General features: G+C 67.2%; 17 protein-coding genes. 4 read left to right on the top strand and 13 right to left on the bottom strand.

All coding sequences use genetic code 11. The features are described 5' to 3' along the window. Positions 1-45 precede the first annotated feature (45 nt). Positions 46-231 carry a hypothetical protein gene (locus HUW53_RS16365; protein WP_237346835.1) on the bottom strand — a complete coding sequence of 62 codons (186 nt, stop codon included), beginning with the start codon at positions 229-231 and terminating at the stop codon, positions 46-48. Positions 232-513: 282 nt separating this feature from the next. Here HUW53_RS16365 and HUW53_RS16360 point away from each other — a divergent pair, with 282 nt between their 5' ends. Next, the gene (locus HUW53_RS16360; RefSeq protein WP_307499866.1) at positions 514-753 is read left to right on the top strand and encodes a DUF3253 domain-containing protein; all 240 of its coding nucleotides are present in this window, start codon (positions 514-516) and stop codon (positions 751-753) included. Between the two features lie 3 nt (positions 754-756). On the opposite strand, the gene HUW53_RS16355 is transcribed toward HUW53_RS16360, so the two are convergent. The 6 genes from HUW53_RS16355 to HUW53_RS16330 all read right to left on the bottom strand — a co-directional run bounded on the left by HUW53_RS16355 (position 757) and on the right by HUW53_RS16330 (position 6,277). Then, positions 757-1,560 (bottom strand): YdcF family protein, encoded by an 804-nt coding sequence (locus HUW53_RS16355; RefSeq protein ID WP_237346834.1) that lies wholly within the window; start codon positions 1,558-1,560, stop codon positions 757-759. A gap of 162 nt (positions 1,561-1,722) precedes the next feature. Further along, positions 1,723-2,895, bottom strand: coding sequence for an isovaleryl-CoA dehydrogenase (locus HUW53_RS16350; protein ID WP_237346833.1), 1,173 nt, complete (start codon positions 2,893-2,895; stop codon positions 1,723-1,725). A 142-nt stretch (positions 2,896-3,037) separates the two neighbouring features. Then, positions 3,038-4,072 (bottom strand): GTPase ObgE, encoded by a 1,035-nt coding sequence (gene obgE, locus HUW53_RS16345; protein ID WP_237346890.1) that lies wholly within the window; start codon positions 4,070-4,072, stop codon positions 3,038-3,040. Between the two features lie 124 nt (positions 4,073-4,196). After that, positions 4,197-5,165 carry a helix-turn-helix transcriptional regulator gene (locus tag HUW53_RS16340; protein WP_237346832.1) on the bottom strand — a complete coding sequence of 323 codons (969 nt, stop codon included), beginning with the start codon at positions 5,163-5,165 and terminating at the stop codon, positions 4,197-4,199. Between the two features lie 137 nt (positions 5,166-5,302). Continuing rightward, positions 5,303-5,581 carry a hypothetical protein gene (locus HUW53_RS16335; protein WP_237346831.1) on the bottom strand — a complete coding sequence of 93 codons (279 nt, stop codon included), beginning with the start codon at positions 5,579-5,581 and terminating at the stop codon, positions 5,303-5,305. 156 nt (positions 5,582-5,737) lie between these two features. Continuing rightward, positions 5,738-6,277, bottom strand: a complete 540-nt coding sequence (locus HUW53_RS16330; RefSeq protein WP_237346830.1) for a ferritin-like domain-containing protein — start codon at positions 6,275-6,277, stop codon at positions 5,738-5,740. A gap of 197 nt (positions 6,278-6,474) precedes the next feature. Here HUW53_RS16330 and HUW53_RS16325 point away from each other — a divergent pair, with 197 nt between their 5' ends. Further along, the gene (locus tag HUW53_RS16325; protein WP_237346829.1) at positions 6,475-8,652 is read left to right on the top strand and encodes a primosomal protein N'; all 2,178 of its coding nucleotides are present in this window, start codon (positions 6,475-6,477) and stop codon (positions 8,650-8,652) included. Positions 8,653-8,659: 7 nt separating this feature from the next. Here the strand turns inward: HUW53_RS16325 and tgt are convergent, their stop codons facing one another. The 6 genes from tgt to HUW53_RS16295 form a co-directional block, all read right to left on the bottom strand. Further along, the gene (tgt, locus tag HUW53_RS16320) at positions 8,660-9,811 is read right to left on the bottom strand and encodes a tRNA guanosine(34) transglycosylase Tgt (protein WP_237346828.1); all 1,152 of its coding nucleotides are present in this window, start codon (positions 9,809-9,811) and stop codon (positions 8,660-8,662) included. Beyond that, the gene (gene queA / locus HUW53_RS16315; RefSeq protein WP_237346827.1) at positions 9,808-10,908 is read right to left on the bottom strand and encodes a tRNA preQ1(34) S-adenosylmethionine ribosyltransferase-isomerase QueA; all 1,101 of its coding nucleotides are present in this window, start codon (positions 10,906-10,908) and stop codon (positions 9,808-9,810) included. Before queA ends, tgt begins: the two co-directional genes overlap by 4 nt. A 107-nt stretch (positions 10,909-11,015) precedes the next feature. Further along, a complete protein-coding gene (locus HUW53_RS16310; RefSeq protein WP_237346826.1) occupies positions 11,016-11,618 on the bottom strand; it encodes an exopolysaccharide biosynthesis protein in 603 nt (200 codons plus the stop codon). 247 nt (positions 11,619-11,865) lie between these two features. After that, entirely contained in the window at positions 11,866-12,228 is a 363-nt protein-coding gene (locus HUW53_RS16305; protein ID WP_237346825.1) for a ribbon-helix-helix domain-containing protein, read from the bottom strand. Positions 12,229-12,381: 153 nt separating this feature from the next. Then, positions 12,382-12,963, bottom strand: coding sequence for a DJ-1/PfpI family protein (locus tag HUW53_RS16300; RefSeq protein WP_237346824.1), 582 nt, complete (start codon positions 12,961-12,963; stop codon positions 12,382-12,384). 109 nt (positions 12,964-13,072) lie between these two features. Next, positions 13,073-13,378 carry an usg protein gene (locus tag HUW53_RS16295; RefSeq protein WP_237346823.1) on the bottom strand — a complete coding sequence of 102 codons (306 nt, stop codon included), beginning with the start codon at positions 13,376-13,378 and terminating at the stop codon, positions 13,073-13,075. 407 nt (positions 13,379-13,785) lie between these two features. Here HUW53_RS16295 and groES point away from each other — a divergent pair, with 407 nt between their 5' ends. Continuing rightward, positions 13,786-14,100: a co-chaperone GroES gene (groES, locus tag HUW53_RS16290; protein ID WP_237346822.1), complete on the top strand. Its 315-nt coding sequence runs from the start codon at positions 13,786-13,788 to the stop codon at positions 14,098-14,100. A 95-nt stretch (positions 14,101-14,195) separates the two neighbouring features. After that, the gene (groL, locus tag HUW53_RS16285) at positions 14,196-15,827 is read left to right on the top strand and encodes a chaperonin GroEL (RefSeq protein WP_237346821.1); all 1,632 of its coding nucleotides are present in this window, start codon (positions 14,196-14,198) and stop codon (positions 15,825-15,827) included. Positions 15,828-16,109: the final 282 nt, after the last annotated feature.

Genomic DNA, 16,109 nt, shown 5'->3' with positions numbered 1-16,109 from the left:
AGTGGTAAAACGCTGCGCCGCCGATCGCCGGCCGCGCGTGGGCGCTCAGTTCACGAGCGTCACGGCAGGCTCGAACCCGCCGAAGAGGTAGATGATGGCAACACCCAGGAAAAACGCGGTGAGCGCGTAGCGCGCCGTGCCCCAGCAGGAGCGAGTTCCGGTCAGGTGCATGATGAGACTGATGGCATCCCTGTTTCCGCGCGCTTCCGCCAGGGCGTTGCGCTGCGACAAGCCTGCCTTTAGGATTTTCTCAACCTTGAAACAAGGGGTGACAAGACATGTTGATCGTCGCCCTATTGCTTCCGCATTTGCCCCAAAATCGCCATATTGCCCCATCCGCGAAGGTAACATTTTGTTTCATATGACAATTTAGTTGCAGCGCGGCACCGCGCCCATCCCCGAGGCGCCCCTTCATTTTTTTCATTTTTCCCCTACGAAGGGGACATGATCCGCGACTCGCTCCCTGCGCCTGCCGAAGACTCCCCTGCCCCACGCGGCTTTGACCCGGAGGTGGTGGAGCGAACCATTCTTCAACTGGCCGCCGCCTGCGGTGCCGACCGGACCCTCGCGCCCGCCGATGTGGCGCAGGCGGTGGCTCCACCGGAGAGCTGGCAGCGCGCCTTGCCCCAGGTGCGCCGCAGCGCGGTGGCGCTGGCGGAAGCCGGGCGGCTCCTCATCTACCGCAAGGGCAAGGTGATCGACCCGGCGGAGCTGCGCGGCGTCTATCGTGTCGGCCTGCCGCGCGACGATTGAGGATCAGGGGCCGGGGAACAGCGTGAGGGTCTTGCCGCCCAGATAATAGGCGACCAGGCCCACCCACTCCTTCACGCCGACGTCGGTGAAGTCGAGCCCGCTGGCCGCGCGTGAGAAGGTACCGTCCAGACCTTTGGGTCCGACGGTCCGGAAATCCACGGGATAGGCCACCACCGGAAAATCCACGGCCCGGAAACAGCCCATGGCGCGCGGCATATGGAATGCGCTGGTCACCAGCAGCCAACGCTCACCCGGCTGGGGCTTCAGCAGCGCCTTGGCGAATTCTGCATTTTCCGCCGTGTTGCGGGACTTGTCCTCGAATTCCATCCGGGCGGGATCGATGCCCAGCGGGCCGAGGCTCTGGCGCATCATCTCCGCTTCCCGGCCATGGCCTGCCGGCAGCAGCGCCCCGCTGCCGCCGATGAAGGCGAGCCGCGCCTGCGGATAGCGGCGGGAGAGGTCCGCGAAGGCCAGTACCCGCTCCCCGGCCTCGGAAAACGCCGGCTGTCCGCGGGCAAGGCCGATATCCGGCAGCTCGGCGCCGCCCAGCAGCAAAATTCCGGTCACTGGCTTGCCGTCGTCGTGGAACTGGGGGAAGCGCTCTTCAAGGGGCGACATGATGTAGTTGGCGGCCGGAGAGAAACCGAGCACCAGCACCCCCAGGACGCTCAGCCCCAGCAACAGCCCGCCGATGCGACGCGCCCCCACCAGCAGGAGAAGGGCCGCCAGCACCAGCACGATCACCAGGGCGTTCGAGGGCGCCGCCACGAACCACGCCACCTTCGAGACCGTGAAGAACGAATCCATGCGCGGCGCTCCCATGCCCCCGATCGCCTCAGGCATAGCCGACGCTCCCGACCTTGCGAAGGGCAAAGGCGGCCATCGCGCAGGCGCGGACGCCCCCGACCGGGCTTCGGCGGCCCTGCGGTGCGCTCACCGCAAGGCCCACCAAGGCCCGGCGGACGCGGCTCAGGCCGTCTTGTCGAACAATTGGCGGCCGATGAGCATGCGGCGGATTTCGCTGGTTCCGGCGCCGATCTCATAGAGCTTGGCGTCGCGCAGCAGGCGGCCGGTGGGATAGTCGTTGATATAGCCGTTGCCGCCGAGGGTCTGGATCGCCTCCAGCGCCATCCAGGTGGCCTTTTCCGCCGCATAGAGGATGGCGCCGGCCGCATCCTCGCGGGTGGTGGCGCCGCGGTCGCAGGCCTTCGCCACCGCATAGACATAGGCGCGGGTGGCATTCATGGTCACATACATGTCGGCAAGCTTGCCCTGCATGAGCTGGAAGCCGCCGATGGGCTGGCCGAACTGCTTGCGCTCATGCACATAGGGCAGCACCACGTCCATGCAGGCCTGCATGATGCCCACCGGGCCGGCGGCCAGCACCGCGCGTTCGTAGTCGAGGCCCGACATGAGCACGTTTACGCCCTTGCCCACCTGGCCCAGCACATTTTCTTCCGGCACCTCGCAATCCTCGAACACCAGCTCGCCGGTGTCGGAACCGCGCATGCCCAGCTTGTCCAGCTTCTGCGCCGTGGAGAAGCCCTTGAACCCCTTTTCCACCAGGAAGGCGGTCATGCCGCGCGGGCCGGCGGCGGGGTCGGTCTTGGCGTAGACCACCAGCGTTTCGGCGATGGGGCCGTTGGTGATCCACATCTTGGTGCCGTTGAGAATGTAGCGGTCGCCCTTCTTCTCGGCGCGGGTGCGCATGGAGACCACGTCCGAGCCGGCCCCCGGCTCCGACATGGCGAGCGCGCCCACATGCTCCCCGGACATGAGCTTGGGCAGGTAGGAGCGCTTTTGCGCATCGGTGCCGTTGCGGCGGATCTGGTTGATGCAGAGGTTGGAATGGGCGCCATAGGACAGGCCCACCGAGGCGGAGGCGCGGGAAATCTCCTCCACCGCGATCACATGCTCCAGGTAGCCCAGGCCGGAGCCGCCATATTCCTCTTCCACCGTGATGCCATGCAGGCCGAGCGCGCCGAGCTTGGGCCACAGGTCGCGCGGGAACTGATTGGTCCGGTCGATCTCGGCGGCGCGGGGCGCGATCTCGACATCCGAGAACTGGCGCACGGTGTTGCGCAGCATGTCGGCGGTTTCGCCGAGGTCGAAATCGAATCCGGCGGCACTGTTCGGCAGCATGGTCTTCCTCCCACGCCCCCCTTGTTTCTCACGCGCCGAACCGGCGCGACCGGGGAGCCGCCGACAGAATAAAACGGTTGTCCGTTTATTCAATGGGGGAAGCGCAGGCGGGCGCGTTTCCGCACGGCCGCCGCCTGGAGGGTCAGGGCTGCCACGCCTCGCGGGGCTCGGCTTCCTTTTCCTCGCCGCGGGCCTCTTCCACGATGGACAGCAGCAACCGCAGCGCCTCCTGCACCCCGTGGCCCGACTGGGCGGAGAGCAGGAGCGGAGTCTTCTTGGCGGCGCGCTTCAGGCGCTCCTTCTGCTGCTTGAGCAGTTCGGGGGAGAGCGCGTCGATCTTGGACAGGGCGACGATCTCCGGCTTCTCGTCGAGCCCGTTGCCATAGGCCGCCAGCTCCGCGCGCACGGTCTTGTAGGCCTTGCCGGCGTGCTCGCTGGTGCCATCCACCAGATGCAGAAGGGCGCCGCAGCGCTCCACATGGCCGAGGAAGCGGTCACCGATGCCCACGCCCTCGTGCGCGCCCTCGATCAGGCCGGGAATGTCCGCGAGCACGAACTCGCGGCCATCCACCCGCACCACCCCGAGGCCGGGATGGAGCGTGGTGAAGGGATAATCGGCGATCTTGGGCTTCGCCGCCGTGGTGGCCGCGAGGAAGGTGGACTTGCCAGAGTTCGGCAATCCCACGAGGCCGGCATCGGCGATGAGCTTCAGGCGCAGCCAGATCCACCGTTCCTGCCCTTCCAGTCCGGCATTGGCACGGCGCGGAGCCTGGTTGGTGGAGGTCTTGAACTGGGTGTTGCCGAAGCCGCCGTTGCCGCCTTCCAGGAACTTGATGCGCTGGCCCACCTCGGTGAGGTCGGCCAACACGATCTCTTCGTCCTCGTCGAGGATCTGTGTGCCGGCCGGCACCTTGAGCACCACGTCGTCGCCCTTGGCGCCGGTGCGGTTGGCGCCCTTGCCGTGGTCACCCTTCTTCGCCTTAAAGTGCTGCTGGTAGCGGTAGTCGATGAGCGTGTTCAGGCCATCCACGCATTCGATCCACACGTCGCCGCCGCGCCCGCCGTCCCCGCCATCGGGGCCGCCGAACTCAATGAACTTTTCGCGGCGAAACGAGACGCAGCCGGCACCGCCGTCGCCCGAGCGCACATAGATCTTGGCTTGATCGAGAAATTTCATGGCTTGGAGGTAGACGGGCCGCAAGGGGAACGCAAGGGGCACCGCGACATCATGCCATCACGACATCAGGCGTTGCCGCGCGCGCCTGCGCTGGCGGAAGGAAGCGGATCGCCGAGAACCCGCTCTAAACGCGCACGCCGGTGGTTTCCCGATCGCCGCGGCGCAGTTCGCGCGGCGGCATGCCGTGGACGTTCTGGAACGCGCGGTAGAAGACGGACAGGCTTTCAAATCCACACGCAAAGGCCACATCCGCCACCGGCATGCGCTGCTTGGCCCGCAACAGCTCGGCCGCCGCCCGCACCCGCATCACCGTCAACGTGCGCATGAAAGACAGGCCCGTCGGCTCGAACAAGACATGCACCTGGCGCACCGAGATGCCCAGCCGCCGCGCCACCACCTCCGGTGACAGGGCCGGCCGGCACAGGTCGCGCGCCATGATCTCCCGCGCGGCGTGAAAGAAGCCGGCCCGCAATGCCGCCCGCGCCTCGGGCGCGCCCGCCGGCAAGCGTCCGCGGGCAATAAGGGCGAGCCGGGCCGCATGGATCACGTCGGTGACGGGGTTCAGGAGGTCCGAGGCGCGCGCGAAGGCGTCGAACAGGGCCGCCAGGGGCCGCGCCACGGACGCGCTGCGCGGAAGCCGCGCGGCGCACAGATCCTCCGCCCGCGCGCCCAGCAGAAGCTCGGCGTTCAGCGGGATCTTCAGCATGCGGTAGTCGAAGCCACCTTGGCCTTGCGGGGTTCCGCGGTATGGCAGATCCGAATGGCTGATGACGATGTCGCCGTCGCCAATGTGCTGGCGCGGCTGCTGCCCTGCATCGAGCCAGCCCGCCCCGCGCACCTGAAGAGAAAGGCACAGACTATCGCCGGACATGCGGGCGATATCCGGGGCGGTCCGGCTGATGCGGTAGGACGAAGCCTGCATCTGCGACATCACCGCCCCGCCCACCTGCCGCGCGGCGAAGCGGCCGGCGAAATCCCGACGGCGTTCCCGCTCCAGCTCGATGGTGACGCCGAACAGCCCCTTGCCCCGGACTTCGCACCAATGGTCGAACCGGTCCTCGGGTCTCAGGTCGTCGGTGCTGAATCGGAGCATGGTCGCAGCAGCCGAAAATGGGCCTGCCACGAATACAAGACTTTCCTTGAGGTGAATAGGGGGCCGCTGGGAGGGCAGCGGCCCCCTTTTTCGCGACCCGACAGCGGGGATTGCCGGGGCGACGAAACAGGGCGAACCTATTTTCCCTTCCAGCCGGCTTTGGTGCTGCACGCTTCCATGGCGCGCGGGTTGGCCTTCTCCCATTGGGTGATGGACCGCGTCTCGTCGGAGGACATCTTGTTGTTCATGCAGGTGCAATAGGCCAAGACGACCGGCGCCGCCTGCCCCTCGTCCTTGTTGTCGTCCACGCACTGGGTGATCCACTTGATATCGTCGGCGGTCTGCTGGGCGCGGGCGGCAGTGCCGGCCAACGTCACCGCGGCGACAATCAGAAGCGACCTGGCAATCAACGGCATTTTGCGGCTCCCTGAACGGCTGCCCTCGACCTTCCGAGCATCGGCCGGTCGGGGATGACAGCGTATCGAGGGCGTCGGCCGCGTTCCTCCTTCTGCGCGCAGGAGGGTGCGATTGTCCCGCTGGCGCCCGATGACGCCGGCAACCAGCGGCCGAGGTCACGCCCGGCGGCGCTGACCCGTCAGAGCCCTGAGCGCCCCGAGCCCGAGCACCACCGCACCGGCAAGCGCAAGCATCACCGGCACATGCGATCCGCCTCCGGCCAAACCGCCCGCGCGTCCGGACCGCCCGCCCGCGCCGCCTTGTCTGCTCCCCTGCCGTGCGAGACAGCGCTGAAACGCGGGCAGGTGCCGTTCGCCGGAGGCGGTCTTCAGCTCCCGGAAGACCGCCACCGCATCGGCGGGCATGGGGTATGACAAGAAGTTGTCATACATTGCCACATTCTCGATCTCGTCGGCGACGCCGGCGGCACAGCATTCGGCGAGGGTTGTGGGCAGGCGCACCTTTCCGGGCCAGTCGTTCACCGGTTCTGGCACGCCGTAGCGGCGGCACAGCCGCGACAGCGCGCCCGCATGGGCGGCCTCCGAATGCACGATGTTCGAGAATGGGCGCACCGGACCGAATCTATGGATCACGGCCTCATAAACGGCCAGCGCGTGCCATTCGTCGTAAAGGCCGATCCTCAGCGCCTGGGCCAAGGGCGGTCGCGGGTCGGCCGGATCGATACGGCGGGAGGCGAGAAGACGGGCATCAGCATTGCGCATGACAGCACTCCTTTCCTCAAGGTTAGACCTGCGCGACCCTCTTTTGCAGATGCCGCGGTGCCGCTGCGACCGCAAGCCCCGTCCGATGGCTTCCCTTTGACCTTTGGATCGAGCGCGACCATTACAGCCCCATGAGCACGCCCACGGTCGATATCCTCCTGCCGCTCGGCCTCGACACGCCATATTCCTACCTCCTGCCCGAGGGCATGCGCCTGTCGCCGGGGGACCTCGTGCAGGTGCCGCTGGGATCGCGGCTCATGATGGGCTGCGTGTGGCCCCGCGCGGCCGGCGCTGGCGCCGTGGTGGACGCCAAGAAGCTGAAGGCGGTGAAAACCAAGCTGGCCTATCCGCCTCTGCCGGGCGATCTCCTGAAGCTCATCGACTGGATGGCCGACTACACCCTCGCCCCCCGCGGCATGGTGCTGCGCATGGCGTTGCGCCATGGGGAGGCGCCCGGCGAGGCGCGCGAGCGGGTGGGCGTGCGCGCCACCGGCCGCCCCCCCGAGCGCATGACCGCCGCCCGCGCCCGACTGTTGGAATTCCTCGCCGATGGCTTCACGCGCGGCAAATCGGAGGCGGCGCGGGAGGCCGGCGTTTCGCCCTCGGTGGTGGATGGGCTGGTAGACGACGGCGCCCTCGAAGCGGTGGTGCTGCCGCCCGAGCCGGGGGCCTATCCGCCCGACCCGGACCATTCCGCCCTGCCGCTTTCGGACGTGCAAGGCGCGGCAGCCGAGGTGTTGAAGGCCGCCGTGGCGGCCCATGCCTTCGCGGTCTTCCTGCTGGATGGCGTCACCGGCTCCGGCAAGACGGAAGTGTATTTCGAGGCGGTGGCGCAGGCCATCCGCGATGGTCGGCAGGCGCTGATCCTGCTGCCGGAAATCGCGCTCACCCAAGCCTTCCTCGATCGATTCACCCAGCGTTTCGGAGTGAAGCCGGCGGAATGGCATTCGGGTGTCTCCGCCCGTCGCCGCGCCCGCATCCTCAACGGCGTGGCCTCCGGTGAGGTCAAGGTGGTGGCCGGCGCGCGATCGGCTTTGTTCCTGCCGTTCCAAAATCTGGGCCTGATGGTGGTGGATGAGGAGCACGACCCCGCCTACAAGCAGGAGGATGGCGTGTGCTACCACGCCCGCGACATGGCGGTGGTGCGGGCACGCTTCTGCTCCACCCCCATCGTGCTCGCCTCCGCCACGCCCTCCCTCGAAACCGAAGTGAACACCCGGCGGGGCCGCTACAAGCGCCTCGCGCTGCCGGTGCGCTTCGGCGGCGCCAAGGTGCCCGGCCTCACCCCCATCGACCTGAGGCGCGAAGGCCCGCCACGCGGACGCTGGATCGCGCCACGCCTGGAAGCCGAGATCAACGACACCCTCGCCGCCGGCGGACAGGCGCTCTTGTTCCTCAACCGGCGCGGCTACGCCCCGTTGACCTTGTGCAACGCCTGCGGCCACCGCATGCAGTGTCCCTCCTGCACGTCGTGGCTGGTGGAGCACCGCTTCCGCCGCCGCCTCACCTGCCATCACTGCGGCTATCAGGCGCCGGTGCCGGAGGAATGCCCGCGCTGCGGCGCCAAGGACAGCCTTGTGGCCGTCGGCCCCGGCGTCGAGCGCCTGCAAGAGGAGGTGCAGACCCTGTTCCCCGCCGCCCGCACCCTGGTGCTCTCCTCCGATCTGCTCGGCGGCCTGGAGCGCATGCGGGCGGAGCTGGATGCGGTGGCGAAGGGCGAGGTGGACGTGATCGTGGGCACTCAGCTCGTCGCCAAGGGCCACAACTTCCCCGGCCTCGCTTTGGTTGGCGTGGTGGATGCGGATGTCGGCCTCGGCCAGGGCGACCCGCGCGCGGCCGAGCGCACCTTCCAGCTCGTGCATCAGGTGGCCGGGCGGGCCGGGCGCGGCAAGACCGAGGGGCGCGGCTTCATCCAGACCCGGAGCCCCGAGCATCCGGTCATGCGCGCCCTCGTCACTGGCGACCGGGATGCCTTCTACGACACCGAGATCGCCGCCCGCGAGGAAACCCTGCTGCCCCCGTTCGGCCACATGGCGGGGCTCATCGTCTCGGCCAGCGAGGCCCATGCGGCGGAAGCCTATGCCCGGCGGCTGGCCGCCTGCGCGCCCATCGTCCCGGACGTGCGCATCCTGGGTCCGGCCGAAGCCCCCCTCGCGGTGCTGCGCGGACGGCACCGCTGGCGGCTGCTCGCGCGTTCACCACGGCAACTGGACCTCTCGGCCTACCTGCGGCACTGGCGGGAGGTGGCGCCCAAGCCCACCGGCAATGTGAAGGTGGTGATCGACGTGGACCCGCAAAGCTTCTTCTGACGGCGCCCTACCCTTCCCACACCGGGATGTCGCCGCGCGCCCAGCCGTCCTTCACCTCGCCCACATAATCGGCATAGCGGCCGGCGGCGATGGCATCGCGGGCGCCGGCCATGAGCTGCTGATAATAATGGATGTTGGCCCAGGAGATCAGCATCGCCCCCAGCATCTCCTCGCACCGCACCAGATGGTGGAGATAGGCGCGCGAATAGTCGCGCAGGGCCGGGCAATCGCTCTCCTCATCCAGCGGGCGCGGGTCCTCGGCGTGGCGGGCATTCTTCAGATTGATTCGGCCGAGGCGGGTGAAGGCGAGCGCGTGGCGGCCGGACCGGGTGGGCATGACGCAGTCGAACATGTCGATGCCCCGCGCCACGGCTTCCAGCAGATCATCCGGCGTGCCCACGCCCATGAGATAGCGCGGCTTGGTGATGGGCAGGTGGGGCTCTACCGTCTCGATCATGGCCAGCATGACCTCCTGCGGCTCGCCCACCGCGAGGCCGCCGATGGAGTAGCCGGGGAAGTCCATGTCGGCGAGGGCGCAGGCCGATTCCACCCGCAGCGCCGGCACCGCCCCGCCCTGCACGATGCCGAACAGCGCCCGGCCCTTCGGCTGCGCCTCGAACGCACGCTTGGAGCGCTCCGCCCAGCGCACGGAAAGGCGCATGGCCCGCGCCGCCTCCTCGTCCGTGCACGGCAGGCGCACGCACTCGTCAAGCTGCATCTGGATGTCGGAGCCGAGCAGCCCCTGGATTTCCACGGCCCGCTCCGGGGTCAATTCATAATGGGTGCCGTCCACATGGGAGCGGAAGGTGACGCCGTTCTCGCTCATCTTCCGCAGCGACGACAGGGACATCACCTGGAAGCCGCCGGAATCGGTGAGGATGGGTCCGCCCCAGCCCATGAAGCGGTGCAGCCCGCCCAGCTTCGCCACCCGCTCGGCACCGGGGCGCAGCATCAGATGGTAGGTGTTGGCGAGCACGATGTCGGCGCCCGCCGCCCGCACCTGGTCGAAATACAGACCTTTGACCGTCGCCACCGTACCCACCGGCATGAAGGCCGGCGTGCGAATGGTTCCGCGCGGGGTCAGGATGAACCCGGTGCGCGCCGCTCCGCTGGTGGCGGACAGCACGAAGGAAAAGGAGTCGGTGGGGGCGAAGGTCATGGCTGATCTTGGTCTGGGGTTGCTTGCGGCAGAAGCAGGCAGGCATCGCCATAGGAATAAAAGCGATAGCCATCCGCGATGGCGTGGGCATAGGCGCGCTTCTGCACATCATGCCCCACGAACGCCGCCACCAGCATCACCAGGGTGGAGCGGGGCAGATGAAAGTTCGTCATCATCGCGTCCACCGCCCTGAAGCGGTAGCCGGGGGTGATGAAAATGTCGGTCTCGCCCATGAAGGGGCGAATGAGGCCATCCGCGCCCGCCGCGCTTTCGATGAGGCGGGTCGGCGTGGAGCCCACGGTCACGATGCGCCCGCCCCGCGCCTTCACGGCGTTGAGCCGCGCGGCGGTCTCCGGCGACACCTCGCCCCATTCGGCATGCATGCGGTGGGCGGCGGTGTCGTCGGCCTTCACCGGCAGGAAGGTGCCGGGACCCACATGCAGGGTCACGGTCGCGACCTCGACCCCCCGCGCCCGCACCGCCGCCATCAGGTTCGGGGTGAAATGCAGGCTGGCGGTGGGAGCGGCGACCGACCCATCCACGCGGGCGAACACGGTCTGATAATCGGTCCGGTCGCGCGCGTCCTCGGCCCGGCGGGCGGCGATGTAGGGGGGAATAGGCATGTGGCCCACCTGCGCCAACGCCTCGTCCAGCACCGGCCCCGACAGATCGAAGGCGAGATCCACCTCGCCCTCGCGCCGGGCCTCCACCCGCGCATCAAGGGTGCCCAGAAGGCAGGTGTCGCCCTCCCGGCCGAAGCGGATGACATCGCCGTCCCTGAGCCGCTTGGCCGGCTTGGCGAAAGCGGTCCAGCGGTGGCCGTCCAGCCGCTTCACCAGCGTCGCCTCCACATGCACCGTGCCCGCCCCCTCGCGGGTGCGCGTGCCTTCGAGGGCGGCGGGGATGACACGGGTGTCGTTCACCACCAGGGCGTCGCCGGGGTTGAGGTAACTTGGTAGATCACCCACGCGGGCGTCCGTCAGCTCCGGCGTGCGGCCGGGGCGCACCACCAGCAGCCGCGCGGATTCGCGCGGTTCGGCGGGCCGCAGGGCGATCCGTTCGGGCGGAAGCTCAAAATCAAAGGCGTCGACACGCATGTGGAGGCTTGAACCAAAAGGGAAGCGGCGTTCCTACAGCGGCGACGCGGGAACGCAAGGGGGAAGGAAAAGACCATAGGGAGAGGCCAGAGGGAAAGCTCCAGCCCTCAGAAGATGGCGATGGCCCCTTGCCAGATCGCCCAGCTCATCAGCGCCACGACCAGCAGGCCCAGCGCCGTTGCGCCGAAACCGGCGAGGATGACGAGCCCATCCCGTTCCACCAGCCCCAACCCAAACACGCACACCGCAAATCCCGGCGGCAGATTGCCGAAGAGCGGAATGGGCAGGAGCAGTACAAGCCCCAGAAGCACCACCGTGGCACCCACCACCCGACGCGCCACCGGGCCGGCGAACTGCTCGTAGCGGGGCCGAGAAATGCTCTCGAACTTCACGATAAAGGGCCGCGACTTCGTCACGATGGTGTCGAGCAGGGAGCGGGAGAAGGTGCGCTTGGCGATAGTCTCGGGCAGCCACAATTCCTGTCGGCCCATGGCCATCTGCAGGCCGATCAGGCCGAGGATGATGCCGCAGATGACCGGAATGCCGGGCGGCATGGGGATGCAGTTGGGAATCCCGAAGATCAGGAACAAGATGCCGAACGCGCGGTTGCGCAGCGCATTGACGAGATCGCCAATGGCCACCTTCTCCCCCTCCTGGGCGGAGAGGACGGCGGCGAGCAATTCGGACGTTCTCGGCGTACGGTGGTCCAATGCGGCCTCTTCCACGACGTCTCCCCGACGGCGGTGGCTGCCGCGGAAGCGCCCCTAATAACATCCAGAAAGCGGCACTGTCAGGGCATTTTCAAGCGAAAGGGCCAGCGGCTCACCTAACGAAAATGCGAAAACCCAAAACGGGGTGTGAACGACGCGCGCCCAAGCCAGCGCAAAACGCTCTAGTTCCTTATTTTATCGCAATTTCAGACGCAAAAAACCGCTGCACACTTTTGCTGAAATTGCTCTAGCGCGCGGCGTGGCGCAGCGCCGGGCGGGCGTGGCGCCGCGGCTCGAAGGCGGAGGAAGCATAGGCGCGCAGCGATCCCTCGCCGGCGATGGCGCCTTCCGCCCGGAGCGCCAGATAGCGCCCGCAGCACACGCGCAGGAACGAGGCGAAATTGTCGATGGCCCGATCGGCGGCGGTCAATTCATCCTGCAACCGCACCAGGAGCTGCGACACGGTGAGCCCGTCGCGCGCGCCGATCTCTTCCAGGACGGTCCAGAAAAAGGCCTCCAGCCGCACGCTGGTGCTCATGCCACCAAGCCGCAGGGAGCGGGTCTGCATCTGCCACAGGTCAGGATCGGCGGTGGTGAACAAGCTGCACATGGTCTTCGGTGTCCGAATGGCGGGCCCGTTGTTGTCCGTATCCCACGCCCCGGCATGCGCCCGCGGCGGGTGCGGCCGATCGGCGTGCATGCTCAACCCCCGCCGAGCATGCACGCCTCTCGCCGCTTCGGCGAGTTTATCCCACGTCCACGCTCAAAGGGAAATCCGCGTGCCGAGCAGCGCGAGGAATTGCGCGATGAAGGCGGGATGGGCCGGCCAAGCTGGAGCCGAAACCAGATTGCCCTCGGTGATGGCCTCGTCCACCGCGATCCGCGGATAGGTGCCGCCGGCCAGCTCCACCTCCGGCTGGCAGGCCGGATAGGCCGAGCAGGTTCGCCCCTCCAGCACCTGGGCGGCGGCGAGCATTTGCGCGCCGTGGCAGATGGCGGCCACCGGCTTGCCGGCCTCGAAGAAGTGGCGCACCGCCGCGATGACCGCCGGATCGAGACGCAGATATTCCGGCGCCCGGCCACCTGGGACCACCAAGGCGTCGTAACTCTCCACCGCGATGTCGGCGAAGGTGGCGTTGAGGGTGAAATTATGACCCTTCAGCTCGGCATAGGTCTGAAAGCCGATGAAGTCGTGAATGGCGGTGGCGACCTGATCGCCCGCCACCTTGCCCGGACACACCGCATGCACCTGGTGCCCCACCGCCAACAGCGCTTGGAACGGCACCATGATCTCGTAATCCTCGCCGAAGTCGCCGACGATCATCAGAATCTTTTTCGCACCCATTGCGTCCTCCCTCGCGGCCCGCCATGGAGCCGCGAGGGATGCTAGGCGCGTGGCGGGCGCCGTGGGTGTTAGCCCGCTGTGGCATCCCGCCAGCGCGGTGCACGCGCCATCAGTGCAGCACGAACAGCCCGTCCACCGTGCGCAGTTCCGCAGGCTTGATGAGGCTGCAATGGGCCACCCGGACCGAGTGCAGCCGCCCTTCGATCTCGCGCTGCCAGAACTCCAGGAAACGGTTCAGCTCCGGGAAATTCGGACAAAGATCATACTCCTGCCACAGGTAGCTCTGGAGCAATGACGGGTGATCGGGCATACGGTAGAGAATCTCCGCGGTGGCGAGGCCGTAGCCCTCCAGCTGCAGCTTGAAATCGTTTGAAACACCGCTGACCGACACTTCGGATGCATCCCGGGACGCCATTAGCAAGACCTCCTCATGCCACATCGAGAACCGGTGACCGGCGGCGGATCGTCGAGCCAACCGGCTCGACCCGCCGGGAACCACAGCTCTGATTGTCGGCTCAAGACCGCGCCGCCGCCAAGTCCAAAAATTCATTTCGTGCTGCAAAAACAATAGACTAGCAGCGACACGGCAAGACTGCTGACAAACTGCGCGACCGGCGCGGATTCAACCGCTGCGGGCGGCCCCTCGATCGATTGCCCTTGCAGCGCAGCATTTTGCTCGACACTGGCACTCCTGGGGTCCGAGTGCCAAAAAAGTGACCCGCCCCCCTTGCGGGCTCCTTGCCCCCCCCCTAGATGGGCCGTGGGCCGGGCTCATGAGCGCCCGGTGTCTGCAAAAGAAGCAACCAACTGGAGGTTTCCCCTATGGGTTTCCGTCCTCTGCACGACCGCGTTGTTGTGAAGCGCATCGACGCCGAGCAGAAGTCTGCTGGCGGGATCATCATTCCCGACACCGCGAAGGAAAAGCCCCAGCAAGGTGAAGTGATCGCTGTCGGCCCCGGCGCCCGCAACGAGAAGGGCGAGCTGGTCGCCCTCGACGTCAAGGCCGGTGACGTGGTGCTGTTCGGCAAGTGGTCCGGCACCGAGGTCAAGATCGACGGCCAGGATCTCCTCATCATGAAGGAGAGCGACATTCTCGGCGTGCTCGAAGGCGCCGCTGGCGCCCAGAAGGCCGCCTGAACCGCCTTAAATCGCCCTGCGGCGGCCCGCTTTCGCGGGCCCTGCCCCTTTGAAGATTTCCGGAACATTCGTCCCAAGCTGAAGGAGCACGGCACATGGCTGCCAAGGACGTGAAATTCTCCGCCGACGCGCGCGAGAAGCTGCTGCGCGGCGTCGATATCCTCGCCAATGCGGTGAAGGTGACGCTGGGCCCGAAGGGCCGCAACGTGGTGATCGAGAAGTCGTTCGGCGCTCCGCGCATCACCAAGGACGGCGTCTCTGTCGCCAAGGAGATCGAGCTCGAGGATCGGTTCGAGAACCTCGGCGCCCAGCTGGTGCGTGAAGTTGCCTCCAAGACCAACGACCTGGCCGGCGATGGCACCACCACCGCCACCGTGCTCGCCCAGGCGATCGTGAAGGAAGGCGCCAAGGCGGTGGCCGCCGGCATGAACCCGATGGACCTCAAGCGCGGCATCGACCTCGCCGTGGACGCCATCATCAAGGATCTGGCCGCCAACTCCAAGCCGGTGACCTCCAACGACGAGATTGCCCAGGTCGGCACCATCTCCGCCAATGGCGATTCCGAAGTCGGCAAGTTCCTGGCGGAAGCCATGAAGAAGGTCGGCAACGAGGGCGTCATCACCATCGAGGAAGCCAAGTCCTTCGAGACCGAGCTCGACGTGGTGGAGGGCATGCAGTTCGACCGCGGCTACCTCTCGCCCTATTTCGTCACCAATGCCGAAAAGATGCGCGTTGAGTTCGAGGAGCCCTACATCCTCATCAACGAGAAGAAGCTGACCGGCCTGCAGGAACTGCTGCCCGTGCTCGAAGCCGTGGTGCAGTCGTCCCGTCCGCTGCTCATCATCGCCGAGGACGTCGAGGGCGAAGCGCTCGCCACCCTGGTGGTGAACAAGCTGCGCGGTGGCCTCAAGGTCGCGGCGGTGAAGGCACCCGGCTTCGGCGATCGCCGCAAGGCCATGCTCCAGGATATCGCCATTCTCACCGGCGGCACCGTGATTTCCGACGATCTCGGCATCAAGCTTGAGAGCGTGAACCTCTCCATGCTCGGCCGCGCCAAGAAGGTGGTGATCGAGAAGGAGAACACCACCATCGTCGACGGCTCCGGCGAGAAGGCCGACATCGAGGCCCGCATCTCCCAGATCCGCGCCCAGATCGAGAGCACGACCTCCGACTACGACCGCGAGAAGGCTCAGGAGCGCCTGGCCAAGCTCGCCGGTGGCGTGGCGGTGATCCGCGTGGGCGGCTCCACCGAGGTGGAAGTCAAGGAGAAGAAGGATCGCGTGGACGACGCCCTGCACGCCACCCGCGCCGCGGTGGAAGAAGGCATCGTTCCCGGTGGTGGCGTCGCCCTGCTGCGCTCCATCAAGGCCCTCGAGGGCCTGACGGTTGACAATCCCGACCAGAAGACCGGCATCGAGATCGTCCGCCGCGCCATCCAGGCTCCCGCGCGCCAGATCGTCCAGAATGCGGGTGACGATGGCTCCGTGGTCGTCGGCAAGATCCTCGAGTCGTCCGACTACGCCTTCGGCTACAACGCCCAGACCGGCGCCTATGTGGACATGGTGAAGGACGGCATCATCGACCCCACCAAGGTGGTGCGCACCGCGCTCCAGGATGCGGCCTCCATCGCCGCGCTGCTCATCACCACCGAGGCGCTCATCGCCGAGCTGCCGAAGAAGAATGCCCCCGCGGCCCCGGCCATGCCGGGCGGCGGCATGGACTTCTAAAGTTCAGCCACGGCCTGTGACGCCGCCCGGCGAACCTTCGCGAAACGCACACCAGAATACCGGTGTGCTCGGGCGGCGGCATGGACTTCTAAAGTTCAGCCACGGCCTGTGACGCCGCCCGGCGAACCTTCGCGAAACGCACACCGGAACACCGGTGTGCTCGGGCGGCGGCATGGACTTCTGAAGTTCAGCCACGGCCTGTGACGCCGCCCGGCGAACCTTCGCGAAACGCACACCGGAACACCGGTGTGCTCGGGCGGCGGCATGGACTTCTGAAGTTCA

The sequence above is a fragment of the Xanthobacter agilis genome, from assembly GCF_021730435.1.
Taxonomy (GTDB): domain Bacteria; phylum Pseudomonadota; class Alphaproteobacteria; order Rhizobiales; family Xanthobacteraceae; genus Xanthobacter; species Xanthobacter agilis.
Note: the sequence above shows the minus strand (reverse complement) of the source record. Positions and strands in the feature narration are given on the sequence as shown.